Below are 24,141 nucleotides of genomic sequence, written 5' to 3'. Positions count from 1 at the left end.
AGCTCCTTCAGTGGGTAAATGTTGAACGTGTTTTATTGCCCGGCGTCGGCGGCGTGGCGGAACACGGCGATGCGCTGACCGGCGTTGACCGGCTTGCCCTCGCCGACCAGCCACTCGACCACCGCGCCCGGACCGGCGGCCCGCAGCGTGATTTCCATCTTCATCGACTCGAAGATCGCGACGGCGTCGCCGCCGGCCACCTGGTCGCCTTCCCGGGCGACGATTTTCCAGACGCTGCCCGGCACCTCGGCCGTCAGGTATTTGTGGCCGGGCGGCAGCACCTCTTCCAGCGTGGCGTCGGGCGCGGCTTCCTCGCCGACGAAATCGGCCTGGCCATTGCGGCCCCAGCGCTCGCGCTCGGCGTCGAAGGCGCCTTGCTGGCGCTGCTTGAAGGCGGCGATCGAATCCTGCTGGGCGGCCAGGAAGCGGTTGTAGTCGGCCAGCGAGAAGGTGGTTTCCTCGATCCTGATATCGAAGCGGCCCAGCGGGAAATCGCGCCGGTGCTCCAGCAGCTGTTCTTCGCTGACCTCATAAAACCGGATCTGGTCGAAGAAGCGCAGCAGCCACGGCTTGCCGTCGCGGAAGCTGGCGGTCTGGCGATAGCGGTTCCACATCTGCACCGTGCGGCCGACGAACTGGTAGCCGCCCGGTCCTTCCATGCCGTACACGCACAGGTAGGCGCCGCCGATGCCGACCGCGTTTTCCGGGGTCCAGGTGCGGGCCGGGTTGTACTTGGTGGTGACCAGGCGGTGGCGCGGATCGAGCGGCGTGGCCACCGGCGCGCCCAGGTAGACGTCGCCCAGCCCCAGCACCATGTAGCTGGCGTTGAAGACGATGTCGTACACTTCCCGCACGCTGGCCAGGCCATTGATGCGCTGGATGAATTCGATATTGCTCGGGCACCAGGGCGCGTCGGGCCGCACGGTGGTCTGGTACTTCTGGATCGCCAGCCGGGTTTGCGCGTCGTTCCACGCCAGCGGCAGGTGCACGATGCGCGACGGCACCACGATGTCGTCGACCGGGGGCAGGGCCGTCATCAGCTCGTCGATCAGCGCGACCAGGCGCGCCATCGGCAGGCGGCGGTGATCGAAATGCACTTGCAGCGAACGGATGCCGGGCGTCAGGTCGATCACGCCCTGCAAGCGGGCTTGCTCGATGGCCTGCATCAGCGCGTGCACGCGGAAGCGCAGGTTGATGTCCAGTACCAGGTCGCCGAATTCGACCAGCAGGTAATCGTCGCCGGCGCGCCGGTAGCTGACGGCGGTCTCGTTGCGATAGGCGCCCGCGCCGACGATGGCCGGTATCCCGGTGCCGGCGGCGGTGACGGCGGGCGCCGTCAGCGGCATCGGCGCGGCGCCGTGCCCGAACACGCTTTCCAGCGCGCCGCGCATGGCCGCCGCCTGTTCCGGCGTGACGCGCACGAAGCGCACCGTGTCGCCCGGTTTCAGCTGGCCGGTCTTCCACAGGTCGGCCGAGACGATCACCGCCGGGCAGACGAAGCCGCCCAGGCTGGGCCCATCCGGTCCCAGGATGACCGGCATGTCGCCGGTGAAGTCGATCGAACCGATGGCATAGGCGTTGTCGTGGATGTTGGACGGATGCAGGCCGGCCTCGCCGCCATCGGTACGGGCCCAGCGCGGCTTGGGGCCGACCAGGCGCACGCCGGTGCGGCTGGAATTGAAGTGCACCTGCCAGTCGGTGCCGAAGAACATGGCGATATCGTCGTCGGTGAAGAAGTCGGGCGCGCCGTGCGGGCCGTAGTGTACGGCGATGTCCCAGGCATGGCCGTAGACCGGCGGCGCGGCGGCCTGGACCGCACCGGCCGGGGCGGCGTGCGCGGCATGCAGTTTCAGCACGTCGCCGCCGCGCAGCGCGCGGCCGCCGTGGCCGCCGAACTGGCCCAGCGTGAACGTGGCGCGGCTGCCCAGGTAGGCCGGCGCATCGATGCCGCCGCCGATGGCGAGGTAGGCGCGCAGGCCGGCGCCGGCGATGGCGCCGCAGCGCAGCGTTTCGCCGGCCCGTATCGCGTGCGCCCGCCAGTTGGCCAGCGGCCGCTGGCCGTGCGGACCGCTGGCCACCGCCTGCATGTCGGCGCCGGCCAGCGCCACCGTGGCGTCGCAATTGAAGCTGAGCGCCGCGCCCTGCAAGGTCATTTCCAGCGTGGCGGCGGCGCCGTCGTTGTCCAGCAAGTGATTGGCGTAGCGGTGCGCGTAGGCGTCCATCGGCCCCGATGGCGGCACGCCGACCGCCCACAAGCCCAGCCGGCCGGGATAGTCCTGCAGCGTGGTCTGGATGCCGCCGTCGAGGATGTCGACGGTGCGCGGCTGGTAGGGCATGGCCGCCAGCATCTGCGTGGTCTGGCGCCCGGCGGCGAAAGCGGGGTAGTGCAGGATGCCGGCCAGGTAGGCCAGGTTGGTCTCGATGCCGTCGATGCGCGATGTCCGCAGCGCGGTGGACAGCGCGGCGATCGAGTCTTCCCGCCGCTCGCTCTTGACGATCAGCTTGGCCAGCAGCGGATCGTAGTAGGGACTGACGGTGACGCCGTGCTCGATCCAGGTGTCGACCCGCAGGCCGGCGCCGAACTCCACCGCCGTCAGCACGCCCGACGAGGGCTGGAAATTCTTGGCCGGATCCTCGGCATACACGCGCAACTGCATCGCGTGGCCGTTCGAGCGCAGGCTGTCCTGCGGCGGCAGGCTGAAGCCGGCGGTGGCGGCGCGTATCATCCACTCCACCAGGTCGACGCCGAACACCTGTTCCGTCACGCCGTGTTCGACCTGCAGGCGGGTGTTCACCTCCAGGAAGTAGAAGGCGCCGCTGTCGGCGTCCAGCACATATTCCACCGTGCCGGCCGACAGATAGGACAGCGAGCGCGCCAGCCGCACGGCGGTGGCGGCCAGCGCCGCGCGGGTCTGCTCCGGCAGGCCGGGCGCCGGCGTTTCCTCGATCACCTTCTGGTTGCGCCGCTGTACCGAGCAATCGCGCTCTCCCAGCGACACGACGTTGCCGCGGCCGTCGCCGAAGATCTGGACCTCGACGTGGCGCGCGTTGCGCACGAATTTTTCGAGGTAGATGCCGCCGTTCTTGAAATTGTTTTCCGACAGATGCTTGACCGAGGCATACGCCGCCTGCAGTTCGTCGGCGTCATGGCACAGGCGCATGCCGATGCCGCCGCCGCCGGCGGTGCTCTTCAACATGACCGGATAGCCGATATGCCGCGCCTGTTGCAGCGCTTCCGCCATGTCCGCCAGCAGGCCGGTGCCGGGCAGCAGCGGCACCTCGGCCTGGCGCGCCAGCTCGCGCGCCGTGTGTTTCAGGCCGAACTCGCGCATCTGCCGCGGCGTCGGCCCGATGAAGGTGATGCCGGCGGCCGCGCAGGCTTCGGCAAAGGCCGCGTTCTCGCTCATGAAACCGTAGCCGGGGTGGATCGCCTGCGCGCCGCTGGCCTTGGCCGCGCCAAGTACGGCCTGGGCCGACAGATAGCTTTCCGCCGCCGGCGCCGGGCCGACGCAGATGGATTCGTCGGCCAGTCGCACATGCAGCGATTCGAGGTCCGCTTCGGAATAGATGGCGACGGTCTTGATGCCCATGGCGCGCGCGGTGCGGATCACGCGGCAGGCGATCTCGCCCCGGTTGGCGATCAGGATTTTGGTGAACATGGTGTGGTCCTTGTTTTTATTGCGGGTCCCAGATGACAAAGCGCACCGGTGTCGGGTTGTACGCATTGCACGGGTTGTTCAATTGCGGGCAGTTCGAGACCAGCACCAGCACATCCATCTCGGCGCGCAGCTCGACGTACTTGCCGGGCGCCGACAGGCCGTCCTCGAAACTCAGGCCGCCTTCCGGCGTGACCGGCACGTTCATGAAGAAATTCACGTTCGGCACCAGGTCGCGCTTGCCCATGCCGTTGTCGGCATGCGCCAGCGCCAGCAGGTAGTTGTCGCGGCAGCTGTGCATGAACTTCTTTTGCGGGGCGTAGCGCACGGTGTTGCTCTCGGCCGCGCAGGCGCCGCCCAGCGTGTCGTGGCGGCCGCAGGTGTCGGCGACGATCGACAGCATGGGCCGGCCACGGTTCGAATACAGCACCGAGCCGGTGCTGAGGTAGATCCCGCCCTGGCGTTGCAGCGTGTCGGTCACGCTGTAGCTCTCCGCGGTGTCGCCGGCGTGGTAGAAAATCGTGTCGACCGCCTGGTTGCCTTCCAGGTCGACGATGCGCAGCACCTGGCCGCGCCGCAGCGTATGCAGCCAGGGCTCGCCGGCCGGCTGGTAGTGGTCGAGCACCGCGCCGGCCGGATCGAGGCTGCTTTCAAGTAGGGTATGCATGCGGTCTCCTAGCGATAGACGAGTTCAGTGTTGTGGTAGCCGCGCCCGTTCTCCGGGCAGGACAGGCGGCAGACGTCGTCGGCCGCCGCCGGCCCCGAATCCCAGGCCACGATGGCGACCTTCTTCGGCGCGTAGAGCGGCGACGGATCGAGCGGGTGGGGCGCGGTCGACAGTGCGACCAGGGTGTCCATTTCGAAGCGCAGTTCGACGTAGTCGTCCTTGCGCGAGTGGCCGGGGACGAACTGGAAACGTCCATCGGCATCGACCGTCACCTTGGAAAACAGGTTCAGGCCGGGCACCAGGTCGCGCAGGCCCAGGCCCCATTTGCCCAGCTCCACCAGCAGGCTGTCCTTGCCGTTGCGGTGCATCGCGTTGCGGTGCTCCTGGTAGCGCCGCACGCCATACCTGGACTCGATCAGCGCGGCGTCGGACAGGCCGCACAGCGGATCGTGCCAGCCCAGCGTGTCGGCGGCGACGGCGGCCAGGATGCGGCCCATGTCGGAGTACAGCACGTGGCCGGTGGTCAGGTGGGCGGTGTGCTGCGCCTTCAGCGTGTCCGGCATGCTGAGGCGTTCCAGGCGCTCGTCGGCGCGGTACAGCAGGCAGGCCAGGTTGGCGCCGCCCTCCAGGTCGATGAAGCGCAGCGTGGTTCCGCGCCGCACGCGGTACGACCAGTGGCCGCCGCCGGGTATCAGCTCGCTCCACAGGATGTCTTTGCCGGCCAGGCCGGGGGCGTAGTCTTGCAGCGTCGGGTTCATCGTTGTCCTTCCGTTGGTTGCGTGCCGCGTGTCAGTTTTTCCAGTTGCTCCAGGTCGGTCTTCATGCCCGACGTGGCGCGGATGCGCTCCAGGATCCGCCGCTTCAAGGCGATGAATTCGGGGCTCAGCTTCAGGTCCTGGTGACGCTCGGCGCCGAACGGCACCTCGATCACCGAATCGATGCGGCCGGGGCGGGGCGCCATCACCACCACGCGCTGGCCCAGGTAGATCGCCTCCTCGACGTCGTGGGTGACGAAGACCACCGTGGTCTTCTCCAGCAAATACACATGGCGTATCAGGTCGTGCATCACTTCCCGCGTTTGCGCGTCGAGCGCGCCGAACGGCTCGTCCATCAGCAGCACGTCCGGCCTGACCATCAGCGCGCGGGCGATCGCCACCCGCTGCTGCATGCCGCCGGACAGCTCGGACGGATAGGCGTTCACCACATGCGACAGCCCCATCAGCGCCACCAGCGCGTCGGCGCGGCCGGCCGCGAACTCGACGTCGGCCGAGGTGCTGTCGTCGCGGTGGCAGTGCAGGCGGCGGCAGAACTTGATGTTCTGCATGACCGTCAGCCACGGATACAGGCTGTAGCCCTGGAACACCATGGCGCGGTCCGGGCCGGGGCCGTCCACGGCGCGGCCGTTGCACGCGATGTCGCCGTCGGCATATTCCTCCAGCCCGCCGACGGTGCGCAGCAGCGTGGACTTGCCGCAGCCGGACGCGCCCACCAGCGTGACGAACTCGCCGGCCGCGATGTCGAGATCGACCTGCCGCAGCGCGTGCGTGCGGCGCGCGCCACGGCCGTAGTATTTGTCCAGATTGCGGATACTGATCTTGATCGTCATGATGCTTAGCTCCGCAGGTGAAACCAGGGGAAGGCGCGCCGGTGCAGCCAGCGGAAGCCCTGGTCGGTCAGCAAGCCCACCAGCCCGATGAGCAGGATGCCGGTGAAGATCTTGTCGGTTTGCAGGAAGCGCTGCGCCTTCAGGATGGAGAAGCCCAGCCCGGAGCTGGCGGCCACCAGTTCGGCCACCACCAGGTAAGTCCAGGACAGGCCCATCATGGAGCGCAGCGTGTCGAGCATGGCCGGGCGGGCGGCCGGGATCAGCACGTGCTGCAGCACCTCGCCGTTGCTGGCGCCCATGGTCTGGGCCGCCTCCACCGAAGCCGCCGGCACCCGCGCGATGTCTTGCGCGATCTGCAGCACCATCTGGAAGAAGGTGCCGACGAAAATCACCGCCACCTTGGCGCTTTCGTCGATGCCCACCCACAGCATGATCAGCGGAATGAAGGCCACCGCCGGCAGGTAGCGGCTGAAGTCGGTCAGCGGCTCCAGCAGCGCGCGCAGCGGGGCGTAGGTTCCCATCAGCACGCCGAGCGGCACGGCGACGGCCGCCGACAGCAGGAAGCCGCCGAACACGCGGCCCACGCTGATGCCGAGGTCGGCCAGCAAGTCGTCGGCCAGCAGCCATTCGTGGGCGCGTTGCAGCACCTGCAGCGGCGTCGGCAGGAATACCGGGTCGACCCAGGCGCTGGCCGAGACCACGGTCCAGGCGATGAACGGCAGCAGGAAGCCCAGCGCCGCCAGCGCCATGACGCTGGTGCGGCTCAGCTCACCGCGCGCGGCCCATGGCGAACGGCGGTTGCGCGGCGCCTGGGCGCGGCTGTGCGTGGCCTTGCGGCCAGTGATGACATCTCGCATGGCTGGTCTTACTTCTTCAGCGCGTCAGCCAGCAGGGAGCTGTCTATGCCGCGGGCATAGTCCACCGTGCCATCGACCAGCTTGTTCTCCTTGAGGAACTTGTGGATCGCCGGGCCAGCCGCCACCAGCGATTGCGGCTGGGCGGGGTCCAGCGCGGCGCGGTTGTCGGCGGCGCCGAAGAAGCGGGTGCCGGGCAGGAAGACCTTGTATTCGTCCGGCTTCATGCCGACCACCTTGGACATGATCTGCAGCGCTTCGGCCTGGTTGCTGCGGATGAACTGCTCGGTGTCGAACCAGGCCTTGATCATCGCCACCAGTTCGGCGCGCTTGGCCTTGTCGCCCAGCGCCTTGCTGTGCGCCACCAACAGGTCCGGCACCATGCCCGGCATGTCCTTGGACGTGAACAGGGCGCGTCCCTTGCCGCTGGTTTCGATCTTGGACACCCAGGGATTCCACAGCACGGCGGCGTCGACCTTGCCGGACATGAAGGCGGCCGCCGCGTCGCCGGCCGCCAGGTTGACGATCTTCACATCCTTGATGGCCAGGCCGTTGCTGGCCAGCGCATGGGCCAGCACGAAATGGGAAATGCTGAATTGTTCCAGCGCGATCGACTTGCCCTTCAGGTCGGCGAAGGACTTGATCCTGGGCGAGACCATCAGGGCGTCGTTGCCGGCCGAATTGTCGTTGACCAGGATGGTTTTCAGCGGCACGCCCTTGGCCAGCGGCGTCATGGTGTCGGACCAGGTCTGGGAATTGGCATCCAGCTGGCCGGCCGACAGGGCGGCGATGGAATCGCTGTAGTTGGCAAACCAGACCAGCTTGACCTTGGCGCCGTATTTCTTGAAATAGCCCTTTTGGTCGGCGACATACCAGGCGACCCAGCCCGGCCAGTCGGACAGGCCGACCTTCACTTCGGCGTGGACCGGCGCGGCGCCCAGGCCCAGGGTCATGCACAACAGGGATGCGACGAAAGAGCGCAGGACGCGCGAGGAGAAACGTGTATGCATGGACAGGCTCCCGAAAAAAATAAAAGGACGAGAGGTGAGCATCACAAGTCTGGCAATGTGATGACCTCCCGGGCTTTTATCCCTCCGTGGAGTTTCAGTCAGGCGGGCTGTCTGAAACCGGCTGCTCTCGGACCAGACATCGCCTGTCGGCGACCGGAACCCTAGCGTCCATGCTCAAGAAGTGTTGTTCGACTATGTCAGCCGCACCTCTCGCTACCTGTCATTACGCAAGAGGTGTGCCAGCGGTTTTCCGGCGCTATCGGCCACAATGCGCGCTGCGGCGCATGCATGCCGCACCAATAACAACCGCGCCGCATCGTTATGGTGCGGGCTGCGCTGCCGTGGCGCAAGCTGACTCGCCGGCGTGCTGCGCATCCTGTGCGCCGCGCCAGGTGCACGCGGCCCCTATCCTTGAGGTTTGCATTCAATAATATAGGATGAATGCGTCGAAGGCATTTTATTAGGTGACGTTATGGCAATGCTAACTGTGCGTAATCTCCCTGACGATGTACATCGCGCACTGCGGGTGCGAGCAGCTCAACATGGCCGCAGTACCGAGGCCGAGGTCCGCGAGATCCTGGCGGCTGCGGTCAAGCCCGAATCGCGCATTCGGCTGGGAGATGCCCTCGCGGCCTTAGGTCACAAGATCGGCCTTACGAACGACGACGTCGAGCTTCTCGTTCAAGTGAGAGACGAGACGGCAGCCGAGCCGCTGAAATTTGAACGAGGATTTCCTCGGCCAGACGGCTACATTGCAGCGATCGCGGCCTCGCGGGGATTCATCGTTGCATCACGCGATACCGCTCCCTTTGAGGCCGCCGGCTTGACGGTCATTAATCCTTGGAGTGTATAAGGGCGTTCAATAAAAAAGGGCAGCCGAACGGCTGCCCTTTTGAGCTCATGGCGCTGGCGTTAGATCGATGCCAGTACCGCGTTGAAGGCGGCGCTTGGACGCATCACCGCTTCGGTCTTGGCTGGATCCGGGTAGTAGTAGCCGCCGATATCGGTCGCCTTGCCCTGCACATCCTTCAGCTCGCCGATGATCTTGCCTTCGTTCTCCGCCAGCGCTTTCGCCAGCGGCGCGAAGTGCGCCTTCAGTTCCGGGTCGTCGCTCTGCGCGGCCAGCGCCTGCGCCCAGTACAGCGACAGGTAGAAGTGGCTGCCGCGGTTGTCCAGCTCGCCGGTGCGTGGCGATGGCGACTGGTTGTTGTCCAGCAGCTTGCCGGTGGCTTCGTCCAGCGTCTTGGCCAGGATCTGCGCCTTGGCGTTGCCGGTCTTGATGCCCATGTCTTCCAGCGACACGGCCAAGGCCAGGAACTCGCCCAGCGAATCCCAGCGCAGGTGGTTCTCTTCGACCAGCTGCTTGACGTGCTTGGGCGCCGAACCGCCGGCGCCGGTCTCGTACATGCCGCCGCCGGCCATCAGTGGCACGATCGACAGCATCTTGGCGCTGGTGCCCAGTTCCAGGATCGGGAACAGGTCGGTCAGGTAGTCGCGCAGGATGTTGCCGGTCACCGAGATGGTGTCCAGGCCGCGCGAGGCGCGCTCCAGCGTGTAGCGCATGGCGCGCACTTGCGACATGATCTGGATGTCCAGGCCCTTGGTGTCGTGGTCCTTCAAGTAGACCTGGACCTTCTTGATGACTTCGTTCTCGTGCGGACGGTACGGGTCCAGCCAGAACACGGCAGGCATGCCGGAGTTGCGGGCGCGGGTGACGGCCAGCTTGACCCAGTCGCGGATCGGCGCGTCCTTGACCTGGCACATGCGCCAGATGTCGCCTTCTTCGACGTTCTGCGTCAGCAGCACTTCGCCGGTGGCGAGGTCGGTGATGTTGGCGACGCCGGCTTCCGTCACTTCGAAGGTCTTGTCGTGCGAGCCGTATTCCTCGGCTTGCTGCGCCATCAGGCCGACGTTGGGCACGGTGCCCATGGTCTTCGGATCGAAGTTGCCATGCCATTTGCAGAAGTTGATCATTTCCTGGTAGATGCGGGCGAAGGTGGACTCCGGCATCACGGCCTTGACGTCCTTCGGACGGCCGTCGGCGCCCCACATCTTGCCGCCGATGCGGATCATGGCCGGCATCGAGGCGTCGACGATGATGTCGTTCGGCGAGTGGAAGTTGGTGATGCCCTTGGCCGAGTCGACCATCGCCAGTTCCGGACGGTGTTCGTGGCAGGCGTGCAGGTCCTTCAGGACTTCGTCCTTCTTGGAGGCCGGCAGGGTCTCGATCTTGTCGTACAGGTTGGCCATGCCGTTGTTGACGTTGACGCCCAGTTCCTCGAACAGCTTGGCGTGCTTGGCGAACGCTTCCTTGTAGAAGATGCGCACGCAGTGGCCGAACACGATAGGGTGGGACACCTTCATCATGGTGGCCTTGACGTGCAGCGAGAACATCACGCCGGTCTTGAAGGCGTCGTCGATTTCCTTCTCGTAGAACTCCAGCAGCGCTTTCTTGCTCATGAACATGCTGTCGATGATCTCGCCGGCCTGCAGCGAGACCTTCGGTTTCAGCACCACGGTCTTGCCGGAGGCGGTGATCAATTCCATCTTGACGTCGCGCGGCTGGTCCAGCGTCAGCGATTTTTCGCCGTGGTAGAAGTCGCCGTGGTGCATATGCGAAACGTGGGTGCGCGAAGCCTGGCTCCACTCGCCCATCGAATGCGGGTTCTTGCGGGCGAACTCTTTGACCGCCTTCGGCGCGCGGCGGTCGGAGTTGCCTTCGCGCAGGACCGGGTTGACCGAGCTGCCGATGCATTTGCCGTAGCGGGCCTTGAGCGCCTTGTCGGCGTCGGTTTTCGCGTCTTCCGGATAGTCGGGCAGCTTGTAGCCGCGGCTTTGCAGTTCGCGCACGCAGGCCACCAGTTGCGATACCGAGGCGCTGATGTTCGGCAGCTTGATGATGTTGGTGTCCGACAACTGGGTCAGTGCGCCCAGTTCGGCCAGGGTGTTCGGTACTTTTTGGTCGTCGCTGAGGAATTCCGGGAACTCGGCCAAGACGCGCGCGGCGACCGAGATGTCGGTGGCGACCACGTCGACGCCGGCTGGCGCGGTGAACTTCTTGATAATCGGTAGCAGGGAATACGTCGCCAGCAGCGGCGCCTCGTCAGTCAGTGTGTAGATAATTTTTGACTTTGGTGTTGACATGGTCATTCCCTTGTATACGGTAGTGTTTGGAGTAAAGAGTTCCGTTCCAGGCAGATGGTGGTCGACCGGTGCCCTTGGCGGTTGTGGTGCAAAGTGCTTATTTTAGACTGTCCTAGCCGTGTTTGGCTAAAACCCTCTCATGGAATGGGGTCGGTTTTCACATTATGAAAAAATTGGATGGTGCCATTCTTTAGGATGGTGACGAGGTTGCGCTAACATAGGTATCCTTAAGTCAACATTTATTTCATTATGATATCAATCGACTTGGGAGATGGCGGTGCTTGACTTCATTGCGCACAAACTGATGCCGCCGGCGACGGCCTGCACGCTGATGCTGCGCGCCGACATGATCGCCAGGCTGGAGGCGGCAAGGCAGCACCGCATCGTCTTGCTGCGCGCGCCGGCCGGGTTTGGCAAGACCTCGGTGCTGCGCTTGTTGCACGCCAACCTCGCGGCGCAGCGCGGCCAGGTCGCCTGGCTGACGTTCGACCAGGCCGACCGCGATCCCGCGCGCTTGCTGCTGAGTTTGCGCGCGGCCTTGCTGGGCGCCGACGCGCAGATCGAGGCCTCGTTGAGCAGCCTGAGCGCGACCAGCGTCGCGCATCTGTTCCTCGACGACGTCGAGCGTCTGGACGAGGGCACCATCCGCCTGCTGTTGTCCCTGATCGCGGAAGTGTTGCCGCCCGGCTTGCGCGTCTACCTGGCCAGCCGCAGCCTGCACCAGGTCAGCGTCGCCAATTTGAAGGCCAAGCACATCCTGCTGGAGATGAACCTGGAAAACCTGCGGTTCGTCGCGGCGGAAACGGAAGCGTATCTGCGCCAGGCCAACCTGTTCCTGTCCGAGGAGGAAATCCGCTGGCTGCACCAGGCCACCGAGGGCTGGCCGGCGGCGATCGAGCTGCTGGTGCTGGCCTGGAAGCGCACCCAGGGCAGTGTGGCCAAGAGCTTGCCGGATTTGCATGGCATGAACGACTTGAACGAGTACCTGGCCGAAGAGGTGCTGCGCGCGCAGCCGGCCGAGGTGCAGGCCTTCCTGATCGCGACCGCGCCGCTGCAATCGTTCTCCGTCGAGCTGGCCGACGCCGTGCGCGCCAGCGACGACAGCGCGCGGCTGATCGAACATGTCCGGCGCGCCGGCCTGCCGATCCAGCCGCTGGGCGAGCACTGGTTCCGCTACCACCCGCTGTTCGCCGGCCACATCGTGCGCCATTACTTGCCGGCCCGCAACGGCCCCGCCTCCGTCTATGCGCGGGCGGCGCGATGGCTGGCGCAGCACGACCGCGGCATGGACGCCTTCGACTGCTACATCAAGGCCGGCGACCATGCCAGCGCGGCCGACATCCTGGAACCGCTGTCCGAGACGCTGCGCCTGCGGGCCCAGTTTCCCAGCCTGATACGCTGCTGCGACCAGTTGCCGGAAGCGCTGCTGCGCACCCGGCCGCGCCTGACCCGCAGCCTGGTGGTCGGCCTGGCGTACTCGCCGCGCCGGCATGAAGCCCTGCGCTGGATGGACTACTTCCGCCAGCAGGCCGGCACGCCGGGCGGCGATCCGATCTACGGCGACGTCGTGCGGGCGTTCGAGCCGGTGCTGGCCTTCCTGGGGGGCGATATCGACACCAGCATCGCCCTGGCCGAGCGCTATTGGCCGACGCAGCAGCAAGCGCATCCCTACGAGCGCGGCGCGCTGGCCACGAGCATGGCGTACGCCTACCTGGTGCGCGGTTCGCTGCCGCAGGCGGTGCGCATGCTGATCGAGGCGCGCCGCATCTGCGGCGAGTCCGGCAGCGTGACCACGATGTCGGTGGTGATCTTCCTGGAAGCCTACCTGGATGCGATGCAGGGACGGCTCGACGCGGCCCTGGAGCAAATGGCGGCGATCGAGCAGTTGCTGCTGACGCATAGCGCCACCATTCCGGCGATCTGCCTGTACGCCTACGGCGGCGGCCTGCTGCTGATGCTGATGTACGAGCGCAACCAGATTGACGATACCGCGGCCCGCATCAAATTTGCGCGCAGCATGACGGGCATGTCGCTGCCGTGGGATACCGTGGTCGTGCAGCAGGTGATCCAGGCCAAGCTGATGGCCTTGCAGGCCAGCCCGGTGGGCGCCAAGCGCCGGCTGGAGTCTGAAATCATGAAGGCCCGCAAGGATGCGCCGCTGCAGGTGCGCTGCGCGCTGGAAAATGAACTGTCGCGCCTGGTTGTGATGGTGGGCAACCGCGCCAGCATCGCCGGCTATGCCTCCCAGCTGGACTGCGCCGCCGACGCCCCGGCGTCGTGGATCTTTCCCAGCCAGGAAATCGACGGCGCCGGCATCGCCCAGGCGCGGCTGGCGATCGCCAGCGGCCAATTGGGGATCGCGCTGGCGCAGCTGCGCAGCCTGCTGGCCCAGGCCGAGGGGATGGGACGGCTGTGGCGCGCGGCGAAATTGCGGGTGCTGCTGGCGCTGGCGCTGGAGCGCAGCGGACAGGCCGGCGCCGCGCTGGAGCAACTGGCGCGGGCCTTGGCGCAGGGCGCGCAGTCCGGCCTGATCCGCACCTTCCTGGACGAGGGCGAGGGCGTGGTGCGCCTGCTGAAGAAACTGCGGACGCAGGCCATGCCGCCGCTCGATCCGGCCGTCGCCGCGCACCTGGCCGCCGTGCTGGCGGCCGCCGCCGGGCCGCAGGCCGACCGGACGGCGCCGGCCGAGCTGACGCAGGCGGAGCGTGGCTTGCTGAGCCTGGTGGCGCAAGGCCAGAGCAATCGCGCCGTGGCGGCCAGCCTGGGCTTGTCGATCAATACCGTGAAATGGCACCTGGCCCAGATCTTCGACAAGTTCGGCGTGTCCAACCGGGTCCAGGCGGCCAACCTCGCGCGGCAGGCCGGCTTGCTCAACGAAACGCCGGCGCAGAAATAAACGCCGCGTTCCAGCCAGCCTTCAGCCGGTCCTCGCTGTCCGGCCATACATTAAAACGATAGGGAGAGTTTGTCATGCAACACGAGCACGTTTGCGATACCGCCTCACTGCGCGCGGGGGCCGTCTGTGCTTGATTTCATTGCGCAAAAACTGGTGCCGCCTTCGACCGCCTGCACCCTCATGTCGCGCGGCGACATGATGGCCAGGCTGGAGGCGGCAAAGCACCACCGCATCGTCTTGCTGCGCGCGCCGGCGGGCTTCGGCAAGACCTCGGTGCTGCGGCTCTGGCATGCCAGCCTCGCGCGGCAGGGCGAGCAGGTGGCCTGGCTGACCTTCGACAACGCCGACCGCGATCCGGCGCGCTTGCTGCTGAGCTTGCGCGCGGCCCTGCTCGGCGGCGGCGCGCAGGGCGATGCCAGCATGAGCACGCTGAACGCCACCAGCGTCGCCCATTTGTTCCTCGACGACGTCGAGCGCCTGGACGAAGCCGCCATCCGCCTGCTGCTGTCGGTGATCGGCGAGATGCTGCCGGCAGGCTTGCGCATCTACCTGGCCAGCCGCAGCCTGCACCAGGTCAGCGTGGCCAACCTGAAGGCCAAGCACATCCTGATCGAAATGAACCTGGAAACGCTGCGCTTCGTGCCGGCGGAAACGGAAGCCTATCTGCACCACGCCAACCTGTTCCTGTCCGACGAGGAAACGCACTGGCTGCACCAGGCCACCGAAGGCTGGCCGGCCGCGATCGAACTGCTGGTGCTGGCCTGGAAGCGGATCCAGGGCAGCGTCGCCAAGTGCCTGCCGGACCTGCACGGCATGAACGACCTGAGCGACTATCTGGCCGAAGAGGTGCTGCGCGCCCAGCCCGACGACGTGCAAGCCTTCCTGATCGCGACCGCGCCGTTGCAATCGTTCTGCGTCGAACTGGCCGATGCCGTGCGCGGGCGCGACGACAGCGCGCAGCTGATCGCCCGCATCCGCCTGTCCGGATTGCCGATCCAGCCGATCGGCGAGCACTGGTTCCGCTATCACCCGCTGTTCGCCGGCCACATCGTGCGCCATTACCAGCCGGTGCGCGGCGGCCGCGATTCCCTGTATGCGCGGGCGGCGGCTTGGCTGGCGCAACATGGGCGCGGGCTGGACGCCTTCGACTGCCACATCAAGGCCGGCGACCATGCCGGCGCGGCCGACGTGCTGGAGCCGCTGGCCGAGACCTTGCGCGTGCGGGCCCAGTTCCTCAGCCTGATCCATTGCTGCGACCAGTTGCCGGAGGAATTGCTGCGCAGCCGGCCGCGCCTGAGCCGCAGCCTGCTGGTGGGCCTGGCCTATTCGTCGCGGCGCGCCGACGCCCAGCGCTGGATCGCGTATTTCCGCCAGCAGGCCGGCACGCCCGGCAGCGATCCGGCCTATGCCGAGGGGCTGCGCGCGTTTGAAACCGTGCTGGCCTTCCTGGATGGCGACATAGCCCGCAGCGTCAGCCTGGCCGAGCGCAACTGGCCCGGACCGCGGCATATCCATCCTTACGAGCGCGGCGTGATGGCCACCAACCTGGCGTACTCCTATCTGGCGCGCGGCGCCTTGCCGCAGGCGGTGCGGATGCTGATCGAGGCGCGCCGCATCTGCGGCGAGTCGGGCAGCGTGACCACGATGTCGGTGGTGGTGTTCCTGCAAGCCTATCTGGACGCCATGCAGGGCCGGCTCGACCTGGCGCTGGAGCAAATGGCGACGATCGAGCAACTGCTGTCGCAGCATAGCGCCACCATCCCGCCGGCTTTCCTGTATTCCTACGGCGGCGGCCTGCTGCTGATGCTGCTGTACGAGCGCAACCGGATCCACGATGTGGCTGTCCACATGAAGTTTGCGCGCGGCATGGCGGGCCTCGCGCTGCCATGGGATACCGGCAGCGCCTTGCAAGTGATCCAGGCCAAGCTGATGGCCCTGCAGACCGGCCCGCTCGGCGCCAAGCGCTGGCTGGAATGCGAAATCATGAAGGCCCGCAAGCAGGCGCCGCCGCAGGTGCGCTGCGCGCTGGAAAATGAATTGTCGCGTCTGGTCGTGGTGGTGGGCAACCGCAGCAGCATCGCCGGTTATGCGGCGCTGCTCGATTGCACCGACAGCGAACCGTCGCCATGGATCTTTTCCAGCCAGGAGATCGATGGCGCCGGCATCGCCCAGGCGCGGCTGGCGATCGCCAGCGGCGAACTGGCGATCGCGCAGGAGCAACTGCAGCGCCTGCTGGCCCAGGCCGAAGCAATGGGGCGGGTGTGGCGCGCGGCGAAATTGCGGGTGCTGCTGGCGCTGGCGCTGGAGCGCGGCGGGCAGGCCGGCGCGGCGCTGGCGCAACTGGCGCTGGCGCTGGAGCAGGGCGCGCAGTCCGGCCTGATCCGCACCTTCCTGGACGAGGGCGAGGGCGTGGTGCGCTTGCTGGAGACGCTCAAGCGGCAGGCCGCGCCGCAGCTGAGCGCGGCGGCGGCCGCGCACCTGGCCAGCTTGCTCGCGGTGGCCGCCGGCCCGCAGGGCAGCAAGCCGGCTCCGGCCCAGCTGACGCCGGCCGAGCGCGGATTGCTGAGCCTGGTGGCTCAGGGCCAGAGCAACCGCGAAGTGGCGGCCAGCCTGGGCTTGTCGATCAACACCGTGAAATGGCATATGGCCCAGGTCTTCGACAAGTTCGGCGTCGCCAACCGGGTCCAGGCGGTCAACCACGCGCGCCAGGCCGGCCTGCTCAACGAGGCCGCCGCCGGCAAGGCGGCGCCCTAGCCCGGCGGGCGGGGCGTGGTCAATGCGCGCCCCGGCCCTTCAGGCCGGCCAGGGCGGCGTTGAACCTGGCAATCACCTCATCCTCGACCAGCTTGCTGCACATCAGGTGGCGCTTGTAGCCATCGGGCATTTCATTGAAGGTGATGATTTGCGATTCGCCGTTCTGGAGCGCGTAGTTCTTCAGGTAGTACTGGATTTCCTCGATCGGCGCGAAGGTGAGTTGCGCGCGCCCGACCTCGATCATCTTCAGCACCTGCGGCATGTCGGCATGGGTTTCCTTGCGTTGCGCGCGCATGCCGGCGATTTCCCGGTCCAGGTAGTCGCCGTACACGAAGCCGGCCTTCATCAGCACGGTCAGCTGGCTGTCGGCCAGCAGGCTATGCACGGTCAGGTTGCCGGCCGGCCTGGCCTGCAGGTTGGCGAAGGCGGCCCACGGCGAATCCTGCGACACCGCATGCGTGAATTTGGCGAACTGCGTGCGCTCGCGGGTCTTGTACCAGCCGACCGAGCAGATCCGCTCCTGGTTGGATTTCAGGCGCTGCAGCTGGCGCAGCGCCGGCACTTCCTTCCAGACCACCTCGATGCCGGCTTTGCGGAACGCCGCCGCCGTCGGCCTGACCGAGATGCCGTCCATGCCGCCGGGCTGCACCACCAGGTAGGGCGGCCGGTGCACGATTTGCAATTCGAGCGGCGGCGCGGCGGCGGCCGCGCCGGACAGGCAGGCGAGCGGCAACAGGGCGGAGAGGAGCGGTGTTTTCATCATGGCGGACTTGGAAGGGAGGCGGCAGGGCTGGCCCGGATCATAGGGGGCGCGGGGGCGCGGCGCACCATTCCTAAGCATGGTGTGGAAAAAATCCGACGGGCCGGCGCCGCGCGGCGCACGCGGCCATGCTTAAGCATGGTGACGGAGTTGCCGTCAGACATTAGGCTGTCGGTTTTCCCCGCAATCCCGCCCTGTTCTTCCCGCCGCACCATGGAAAGCCCCCACAAGATGACCAGTAAAGGCGAGATCCTCGTTGTCGACGACGCTCAGGAATCGCGCCAGTTGCTCAGCGATCTGCTGCGCGACGGCGGCTACGCCGTGCGCGACGCCGGCGACGGCGAACAGGCGCTGTTCGAGGCCTTGTCGCAGCCGCCGGATTTGATTCTACTCGACATCCGCATGCCCGGCATGGACGGCTTCGAGGTGTGCCGCCATTTGAAACAGCACGGCAACTGCGACAAGATTCCCATCGTTTTCATCTCGGCGCTGAACGCGACCCACGACCAGGTGCGCGGCTTGCGGCTGGGCGCCGTGGACTTCATCTGCAAGCCGTTCCAGCCGGAAGAGGTGATGGCCAGGGTCGACGCCCATATCGCGCTGACCCATACCCGCAAGCTGCTGGAGGCGGAGCGGGCCATGCTGGAGTTGCGGGTCGGCGAACGCACGGCGGCGCTGCAGGCCGAGATCGATGTGCGGCGGCTGGCCGAGGAGCGCCTGTCGACCTACCGCCACGTGTTCGAAACCACCAGCGAAGGCATGTATATCGCCGATGCGGACGCCCGCCTGGTCGACGTCAACCCGGCCTATGGCCGCATCACCGGCGCCGCGCGCGACGAGTGCATCGGCCAGCGGCCGGACGAACTGCAGGACCTGGACGGTCCGGTGTGGCGGGCGCTGCGCGCCGGCGGCCACTGGGTGGGCGAGGTGAGGGCGCGGCGCGGCAACGGCGAGCAGTATCCGAAATGGCTGGAGGTGACGGCCTACCAGCCGCGCGCCGGCGCCGCGCTGAAACACTATGTCGGGGTATTTTCCGACATCACGGCGCTGCGCCGCACCGAGGAAAACCTGGCCCGGCTGGCCTATCACGATCCGCTCACCGGCCTGGCCAACCGCAATATGTTCCGCGAGCAGCTGGCGCAGGAAATCAAGGCCTGCCTGCGCCGCCAGGAGCGCCTGGCCGTGCTGTTCATCGACCTCGACCGCTTCAAGTACGTCAACGACGCGCATGGCCACGCGGTGGGCGACGGCCTGCTGGCCGCGGTGGCGCTGGCGATCCGGCAGGAAATCCGCGAGGGCGACATCGCCGCCCGTTTCGGCGGCGACGAATTCCTGCTGGTGCTGCGCAATATCCACGACGCCGCCGCCGTGCATGCGGTGGCCGCCAAGCTGGTGCAGCGCCTGGCGCAGCCGTTCGCGGTGGCCGGCCAGCGCACCTATTGCGGCGGCAGCATCGGCGTGGCGCTGTGCCCGGACGACGGCCTCAGCGTCGACGAGCTGATCAAACGGGCCGACGCCGCCATGTACAGCGCCAAGGCGGCCGGGCGCGGCCAGTACCGGCTGTATTCCAACGACATGGACCGCCAGGCGCAGGACGAGCTGGCGCTGAAAAACGATATGCGGCTGGCGCTGGAGCGCGGCGAGTTCGTGGTGCAGTTCCAGCCGCAGATGGACCTGGCCAGCGGCGCCCTGGTCGGCGCCGAGGCGCTGCTGCGCTGGCACCATCCGCGGCACGGCATGATCGGCCCCGACCGCTTCATTCCGCTGGCCGAGGAATCCGGGCTGATCGTGCCGATCGGCTACTGGGTGATGCGCCAGGCTTGCCGCCAGCAGCGCCTGTTCGCCGGCGCCGCCGGCTTCGCGCTGTCGATGGCGATCAACCTGTCGCCGCGCCAGTTCCAGCAGTGCGGCCTGGCCGACGACATCGCCCGCATCGCGGCCGAGGAGGGCGTGGCGGCCACCAGCATCGAACTGGAGGTCACGGAAACCACCGCCATGACCGATGTCGACGCCGCCGCCGTCACCCTGCGCCAGCTGGCCGGGCAGGGCTTCGGCATCGCCATCGACGACTTCGGCACCGGCTATTCCTCGCTGGCCTATCTGCGCCGCCTGCCGGTCGACAAGCTCAAGATCGACCGTTCCTTCGTCAAGGACATCCCCGGCGACCTCAACGATTCGGTGATCGCGTCGGCGGTGATCAAGCTGGCCAAGGGCCTCGGCCTGCGGGTGGTGGCGGAGGGCGTGGAGCTGGAGGCCCAGCATCAATTCCTGGCCTCCCACGGCTGCGACCTGCTGCAGGGCTACTGGTACGCCAAGCCGATGGACGCCGCCGCGTTTCTTCAATTTATCGCCACAGAGAAGGGGCGCCATGCCGGCGCCGTGCCCGCAACACCATGAAAATCAAGCATCTGATGCAAAGGCTGTCCATCCGCGGCCAATTCCGCCTGCTGTTGGCCAGCATCGTCATCGCCCTGCTGGCGCTGTCGGCCTGGTCGTACCGCACGCTGACCGAGGTGGCGGTCAACGGCCGCCTGTACGAGCAAATCATCCTGGGCAAGAACCTGGAGGGCGACATCCTGCCGCCGCCGCTGTACATCGTCGAAAGCTATTTGCTGGCGCACCAGGTGCGCGCGCTGCCGGACCGCGAGCGCTGGCCGCTGCTGGCGCGGATGGCGGCGCTGCGCCAGCGCTACGACGAGGTGCAGGCGGCGTGGCGCGCCAGGCCGATGCCGGCCGCCATCAAGAGCCTGATCAGCCAGGACATCCACCAGCCGGCCGACGCCTTCTTCCGCGAGTTCCAGCAAGTGTACGCGCCGGCCCTGATGCGCGGCGACCAGGCGCTAGCGGACGCCTCCTACCTGCGCCTGGCCGGCGCCTATGAAGCCAACCGGCTCGCCGTCAGCCGACTGGCGGCCGCGCTGACCGACTACCAGCGGGCGCAGGAAGCCGACGCCCGCGCCACCATCCGGCGCGCCGTCTGGTGGCTGGGCGTGGTATCGCTGTCGGCGCTGCTGATCCTGGTGGCGATGGTGCTGCGCCAGATGGCGACCGCGATCGCGGGCCAGATCCAGCATCACATCGATATCCGCGACGCGCACGAGGAAGCCCGCCTGAACGCCGAGGGCGCCAACCGCAGCAAGGGCGAATTCCTGGCCAACATGAGCCATGAAATCCGCACGCCGATGAACGCCATCGTCGGCATGACCCATCTGGCGCTGGCGACCACCGAGCTCACGCCCAAGCAGCGCGACTACCTGGCGAAGATCCGGCTGTCGGCCGACGCCTTGCTCGGCACCATCAACGACATCCTGGACTTTTCCAAGATCGAGGCGGGCAAGCTGGACCTGGAGCTGCGGCCGTTCCGCCTGTCGGGCCTGCTGGACAGCATCGCCACGATCACCGGCGTCAAGGCGCAGGAGAAAGCCATCCGCTTCACGCTGCGGATCGACGACGGCGTGCCCGATGCGCTGATCGGCGACCCGACGCGCCTCGGCCAGATCCTGCTCAACCTGTGCGGCAACGCGGTCAAGTTTTCCGGCCGCGGCGAGGAGGTGACGGTGCGGGTGGCGAAGGCGGCGCCGGACGGCGACGCGGTGCGCCTGCGGTTCACCGTGCGCGACCACGGCATCGGCATCACGCCGGACGAGGCCGCGCGGCTGTTCCAGCCCTTCACCCAGGCCGACGCCTCGACCACGCGCGAGTTCGGCGGCACCGGCCTGGGCCTGGCCATCAGCAAGCAGCTGGTGGAGCTGATGGGCGGCGCGATCGGCGTCGACCTCGGCGCCCGGCGCGGCTGCGAGTTCTTCTTCAGCGTGCCGCTGGGGCTGGGCCGGCCCGGCGACGAGATCGGCTACGACCGCGCGCCGGCGATGCGCCGCATCCATGTGCTGGTGGTGGACGACAACCCCAGCGCGCGCCAGATCTGCCTGGAGCTGCTGCCCACGCTGGGCTGCACCGGCATCGCGGTGGAATCCGCCGCCGAGGGACTGGCCGCGCTGGAGTGCGGCGCCGGCAAGCCGTTCGACCTGGTGCTGATCGACTGGATGATGCCCGGCGTCGACGGCTTCAAGATGGCCGATTGCATACGCCGCAGCCAGGCGCTGGCGAGCCAGCCCAGGATCGCGCTGATGACGGCTTACTCGTCGGACGAGGTGCAGCAGCGCGTGACGCAATTCAACTTCGACGGTTTCCTGATGAAACCGCTGACCCTGGCGTCCATGTTCGACGGCATCAACGCCATTTTCGGCCAGCCGACCTGCCTGGCGCCGGAAGCGCCGCCGGAGCAGGACGCGGTGGCCGACGCGCTGGCCCGCATCGCCGGGCGGCGCGCGCTGATCGTCGAGGACACCGAATTCAACCAGCAGGTCGCCTGCGAGCTGCTGTCCAACATCGGCGGCATGAGCGTCAGCATGGCGGCCAACGGCCAGGAGGCGCTGGACTGGCTGGCCGCGGCCAGCTTCGATGTGGTGCTGATGGACGTGCAGATGCCGGTCATGGACGGCTATGAAACCACGCGCCGCATCCGCGCCAATCCGGCTTGGGCCGGGCTGCCCATCATCGCCATGACCGCCCATGCCTTGACCACCGACCGCGAAAGCTGCCTCGCCGCCGGCATGAACGACTACATCAGCAAGCCGGCCGATCCGGCCCGCCTGTTCGGCGTGGTGGCGCGCTGCCTGCCGGGTGGCGTCGACGCCGCCGTGCCGCCGCCGGCCGCCGGGCCGGCGGCGTCGGCCGGCGGCGCCAGCATCTCGTACAGCAAGGGCTTGAAGCACTGCTACGGCAAGCAGGATTTCTACCGCAAGCTGCTGCAGACCTTTACCGAAATGCGCGCCGGCGAGGGCGCGGCGATGCGGCAGCTGCTGGACCAGGACCGGCTGGCCGACGCCGCGCGCTCGGCGCACACGATGAAATCGGTGGCCGGCACCATCGGCGCCGAAGCGCTGTCGCGCAGCGCCATGGAACTGCAATTCGCGCTCGACGCCAGGGAGCGCGAGCGCGCCGCCGCCTTGCTGCCGGCGTTTGAACAATATCTGGCGCAAGCCATCCGCGACGCCGGCCGCATCCTGGCGCCGGCCACCACCCCCGTTATTGACTAGAAGAGAAAAATGGATTCACTGCGCAAACTCAAATTATCCCGCCGCCTGGCGACCCTGGTCGCGATCTTTGTGACCGGCATGGCCATCTACGGCTTCTGGTCGTTCAAGACGCTCAGCGAGCTGAAGGTCAACGGCCCGCTGTACCACCGTGTGATCCAGAGCAAGGACCTGATCGCCGACGTGCTGCCGCCGCCGGCCTACATCCTCGAGTCCTACCTGGTCAGCTTCCAGATGATGGCCGCCGCCGGCCAGCCCGAGCAGGATGCGCTGGCGGCGCGGCTGCAGGCGCTCAAGCGCGACTACGACGAGCGTCACCGCTATTGGCAGGCGCAACAGCTCGACGGCGATATCGCCGACGCCTTGCTGAACCAGGTGGATGCGCCGGCGCAGGCGTTCTATGCGTCAGCGTTCAAGCAACTGGTTCCGGCTTTGCAGGCGCAGGACGCGGCGGCGGCCGCCGCCGCCATGCAGCGCATGAAGCAGTCCTATGCCCAGCACCTGGCGGCGGTCAACCGGCTGGTGGAGATCAGCAGCCGCCGCGCCGGCGCCACCGAGGCCGAATCGGCCGAGCGCATCGCCAGGGCCGACCTGACGCTGCTGGCGATCCTGGCGCTGTCCGTCGCCGCCGGCATCGCCGCCGCGGTGCTGATCGTGCGCAGCATCACCGGCCCGCTGCACGACGCGGTCGAGGCCGCGCAAGTGGTGGCGTCCGGCGACCTCGACGGCCGCATCGATACCGCCTACGGCGATGAGCCGGGGCAGCTGCTGCGCGCGCTCAAGCGCATGAGCGACAGCCTGCAGGCCACCGTGGGCCGGGTGCGCACCGGCACCGAAACCATTTCCGTCGCCGCGCGCCAGATCGCCGCCGGCAATATGGACCTGTCGGCGCGCACCGAGGCCCAGGCCAGCTCGCTGGAACAGACCGCCGCCGTGATGGAGCAGCTGACCGGCACCGTGCGCCAGAACGCCGACAACGCGCGGCAGGCCAACCAGCTGGCGCTGTCGGCCGCCGGCGTGGCGCGGCAGGGCGGCGAGGCGGTGGCGCGGGTGGTGACGACGATGGCGGCCATCAAGCACAGTTCGCACAAGGTGGCCGACATCGTCAGCGTGATCGACGGCATCGCCTTCCAGACCAACATCCTGGCGCTGAACGCGGCGGTGGAGGCGGCGCGCGCCGGCGAGCAGGGACGTGGTTTCGCCATCGTCGCCGCCGAGGTGCGCAACCTGGCGCAGCGCTCGTCCGGCGCGGCCAGGGAAATCAAGGGCTTGATCGCCGAGGCGGTCGCCAGCATCGACGGCGGCGGCCAGTTGGCGGACGAAGCCGGCGCGACCATGCGCAAGATCGTCGCCTCGGTGCAGCAGGTGACCGACATCATGGGGCAGATCGCCACCGCCAGCAGCGAGCAAAGCGACGGCATCGAGCAGGTCAACCAGGCGATCTGCCAGATGGACGAGGCGACCCAGCAAAACGCCGCGCTGGTCGAGCAGGCCGCCGCCGCGGCCGCCAGCATGCAGGAGCAGGCCCACGCCATGCTGCAGGAAATGCGGCTGTTCAAGCTGGCCGGCGACCGCGCGCCGGCGCGCCCGGGCGGCAAGCTGGCGCTGGTGGCATCCGCTCCCCATTCTTTGGAATGGTGACGCGGCGGGGCGGCGCAGGCACCATGGCGGATTAGACTGAGCCGCCGGTTCATCGAT

14 protein-coding genes and 1 riboswitch are annotated in these 24,141 nt (G+C 67.4%); of the genes, 6 read left to right on the top strand and 8 right to left on the bottom strand.

Annotated features, from left to right (window positions below; translation table 11 throughout):
- Positions 1 to 32 precede the first annotated feature (32 nt).
- The 6 genes from uca to ACEN9F_RS07240 are packed head-to-tail and all read right to left on the bottom strand — an operon-like array spanning position 33 to position 7,793.
- The gene (gene uca / locus ACEN9F_RS07265; RefSeq protein ID WP_413419294.1) at positions 33 to 3,659 is read right to left on the bottom strand and encodes an urea carboxylase; all 3,627 of its coding nucleotides are present in this window, start codon (positions 3,657 to 3,659) and stop codon (positions 33 to 35) included.
- 16 nt (positions 3,660 to 3,675) lie between these two features.
- Positions 3,676 to 4,323 (bottom strand): urea amidolyase associated protein UAAP2, encoded by a 648-nt coding sequence (locus ACEN9F_RS07260; RefSeq protein WP_413419292.1) that lies wholly within the window; start codon positions 4,321 to 4,323, stop codon positions 3,676 to 3,678.
- An 8-nt stretch (positions 4,324 to 4,331) separates the two neighbouring features.
- Entirely contained in the window at positions 4,332 to 5,081 is a 750-nt protein-coding gene (locus ACEN9F_RS07255; protein ID WP_413419290.1) for an urea amidolyase associated protein UAAP1, read from the bottom strand.
- Entirely contained in the window at positions 5,078 to 5,929 is an 852-nt protein-coding gene (locus ACEN9F_RS07250) for an ABC transporter ATP-binding protein (RefSeq protein ID WP_413419288.1), read from the bottom strand. Before ACEN9F_RS07250 ends, ACEN9F_RS07255 begins: the two co-directional genes overlap by 4 nt.
- A 5-nt stretch (positions 5,930 to 5,934) precedes the next feature.
- Positions 5,935 to 6,786, bottom strand: a complete 852-nt coding sequence (locus ACEN9F_RS07245) for an ABC transporter permease (RefSeq protein ID WP_413419286.1) — start codon at positions 6,784 to 6,786, stop codon at positions 5,935 to 5,937.
- 8 nt (positions 6,787 to 6,794) lie between these two features.
- Positions 6,795 to 7,793: an ABC transporter substrate-binding protein gene (locus tag ACEN9F_RS07240; protein WP_413419284.1), complete on the bottom strand. Its 999-nt coding sequence runs from the start codon at positions 7,791 to 7,793 to the stop codon at positions 6,795 to 6,797.
- Positions 7,794 to 7,856: 63 nt separating this feature from the next.
- A riboswitch (guanidine-I (ykkC/yxkD leader) is annotated at positions 7,857 to 7,969 on the bottom strand.
- Positions 7,970 to 8,265: 296 nt separating this feature from the next.
- On the opposite strand from ACEN9F_RS07240, the gene ACEN9F_RS07235 reads away from it, so the two are divergent.
- Entirely contained in the window at positions 8,266 to 8,646 is a 381-nt protein-coding gene (locus ACEN9F_RS07235; protein ID WP_413419282.1) for a FitA-like ribbon-helix-helix domain-containing protein, read from the top strand.
- Positions 8,647 to 8,705: 59 nt separating this feature from the next.
- Here the strand turns inward: ACEN9F_RS07235 and ACEN9F_RS07230 are convergent, their stop codons facing one another.
- The gene (locus tag ACEN9F_RS07230; protein WP_413419280.1) at positions 8,706 to 10,937 is read right to left on the bottom strand and encodes an NADP-dependent isocitrate dehydrogenase; all 2,232 of its coding nucleotides are present in this window, start codon (positions 10,935 to 10,937) and stop codon (positions 8,706 to 8,708) included.
- A gap of 277 nt (positions 10,938 to 11,214) precedes the next feature.
- On the opposite strand from ACEN9F_RS07230, the gene ACEN9F_RS07225 reads away from it, so the two are divergent.
- Together ACEN9F_RS07225 and ACEN9F_RS07220 are read left to right on the top strand one after the other, a co-directional pair.
- Entirely contained in the window at positions 11,215 to 13,833 is a 2,619-nt protein-coding gene (locus ACEN9F_RS07225; RefSeq protein WP_413419278.1) for a LuxR C-terminal-related transcriptional regulator, read from the top strand.
- 126 nt (positions 13,834 to 13,959) lie between these two features.
- Complete coding sequence (locus tag ACEN9F_RS07220) at positions 13,960 to 16,587, top strand: LuxR C-terminal-related transcriptional regulator (RefSeq protein WP_413419276.1); 2,628 nt, start codon at positions 13,960 to 13,962, stop codon at positions 16,585 to 16,587.
- 19 nt (positions 16,588 to 16,606) lie between these two features.
- On the opposite strand, the gene ACEN9F_RS07215 is transcribed toward ACEN9F_RS07220, so the two are convergent.
- A complete protein-coding gene (locus ACEN9F_RS07215) occupies positions 16,607 to 17,350 on the bottom strand; it encodes a substrate-binding periplasmic protein (RefSeq protein WP_413419274.1) in 744 nt (247 codons plus the stop codon).
- Between the two features lie 228 nt (positions 17,351 to 17,578).
- On the opposite strand from ACEN9F_RS07215, the gene ACEN9F_RS07210 reads away from it, so the two are divergent.
- The 3 genes from ACEN9F_RS07210 to ACEN9F_RS07200 are packed head-to-tail and all read left to right on the top strand — an operon-like array spanning position 17,579 to position 24,084.
- Positions 17,579 to 19,744 carry an EAL domain-containing protein gene (locus tag ACEN9F_RS07210; RefSeq protein WP_413419272.1) on the top strand — a complete coding sequence of 722 codons (2,166 nt, stop codon included), beginning with the start codon at positions 17,579 to 17,581 and terminating at the stop codon, positions 19,742 to 19,744.
- Positions 19,741 to 22,446 (top strand): response regulator, encoded by a 2,706-nt coding sequence (locus ACEN9F_RS07205; RefSeq protein WP_413419270.1) that lies wholly within the window; start codon positions 19,741 to 19,743, stop codon positions 22,444 to 22,446. The genes ACEN9F_RS07210 and ACEN9F_RS07205 overlap by 4 nt, the downstream gene beginning before the upstream one ends.
- A gap of 9 nt (positions 22,447 to 22,455) precedes the next feature.
- Entirely contained in the window at positions 22,456 to 24,084 is a 1,629-nt protein-coding gene (locus ACEN9F_RS07200) for a methyl-accepting chemotaxis protein (RefSeq protein ID WP_413419268.1), read from the top strand.
- The last annotated feature ends 57 nt before the right edge of the window (positions 24,085 to 24,141 follow it).

Origin of the sequence: Duganella sp. CT11-25 (assembly GCF_047302815.1) — a bacterium.
Taxonomy (GTDB): domain Bacteria; phylum Pseudomonadota; class Gammaproteobacteria; order Burkholderiales; family Burkholderiaceae_D; genus Rugamonas.
The sequence above is the reverse complement of the archived record's forward strand: the minus strand, read 5'-3'. Positions and strand labels throughout refer to the sequence as shown.

What these genes read in the sequence shown, in the direction of transcription:
- uca (WP_413419294.1), bottom strand. Translation starts at nt 3,659, where the DNA reads ATGTTCACCAAAATCCTGATCGCCAACCGGGGCGAGATCGCCTGCCGC.
- ACEN9F_RS07260 (WP_413419292.1), bottom strand. Translation starts at nt 4,323, where the DNA reads ATGCATACCCTACTTGAAAGCAGCCTCGATCCGGCCGGCGCGGTGCTC.
- ACEN9F_RS07255 (WP_413419290.1), bottom strand. Translation starts at nt 5,081, where the DNA reads ATGAACCCGACGCTGCAAGACTACGCCCCCGGCCTGGCCGGCAAAGAC.
- ACEN9F_RS07250 (WP_413419288.1), bottom strand. Translation starts at nt 5,929, where the DNA reads ATGACGATCAAGATCAGTATCCGCAATCTGGACAAATACTACGGCCGT.
- ACEN9F_RS07245 (WP_413419286.1), bottom strand. Translation starts at nt 6,786, where the DNA reads ATGCGAGATGTCATCACTGGCCGCAAGGCCACGCACAGCCGCGCCCAG.
- ACEN9F_RS07240 (WP_413419284.1), bottom strand. Translation starts at nt 7,793, where the DNA reads ATGCATACACGTTTCTCCTCGCGCGTCCTGCGCTCTTTCGTCGCATCC.
- ACEN9F_RS07235 (WP_413419282.1), top strand. Translation starts at nt 8,266, where the DNA reads ATGGCAATGCTAACTGTGCGTAATCTCCCTGACGATGTACATCGCGCA.
- ACEN9F_RS07230 (WP_413419280.1), bottom strand. Translation starts at nt 10,937, where the DNA reads ATGTCAACACCAAAGTCAAAAATTATCTACACACTGACTGACGAGGCG.
- ACEN9F_RS07215 (WP_413419274.1), bottom strand. Translation starts at nt 17,350, where the DNA reads ATGATGAAAACACCGCTCCTCTCCGCCCTGTTGCCGCTCGCCTGCCTG.
- ACEN9F_RS07210 (WP_413419272.1), top strand. Translation starts at nt 17,579, where the DNA reads ATGACCAGTAAAGGCGAGATCCTCGTTGTCGACGACGCTCAGGAATCG.
- ACEN9F_RS07205 (WP_413419270.1), top strand. Translation starts at nt 19,741, where the DNA reads ATGAAAATCAAGCATCTGATGCAAAGGCTGTCCATCCGCGGCCAATTC.
- ACEN9F_RS07200 (WP_413419268.1), top strand. Translation starts at nt 22,456, where the DNA reads ATGGATTCACTGCGCAAACTCAAATTATCCCGCCGCCTGGCGACCCTG.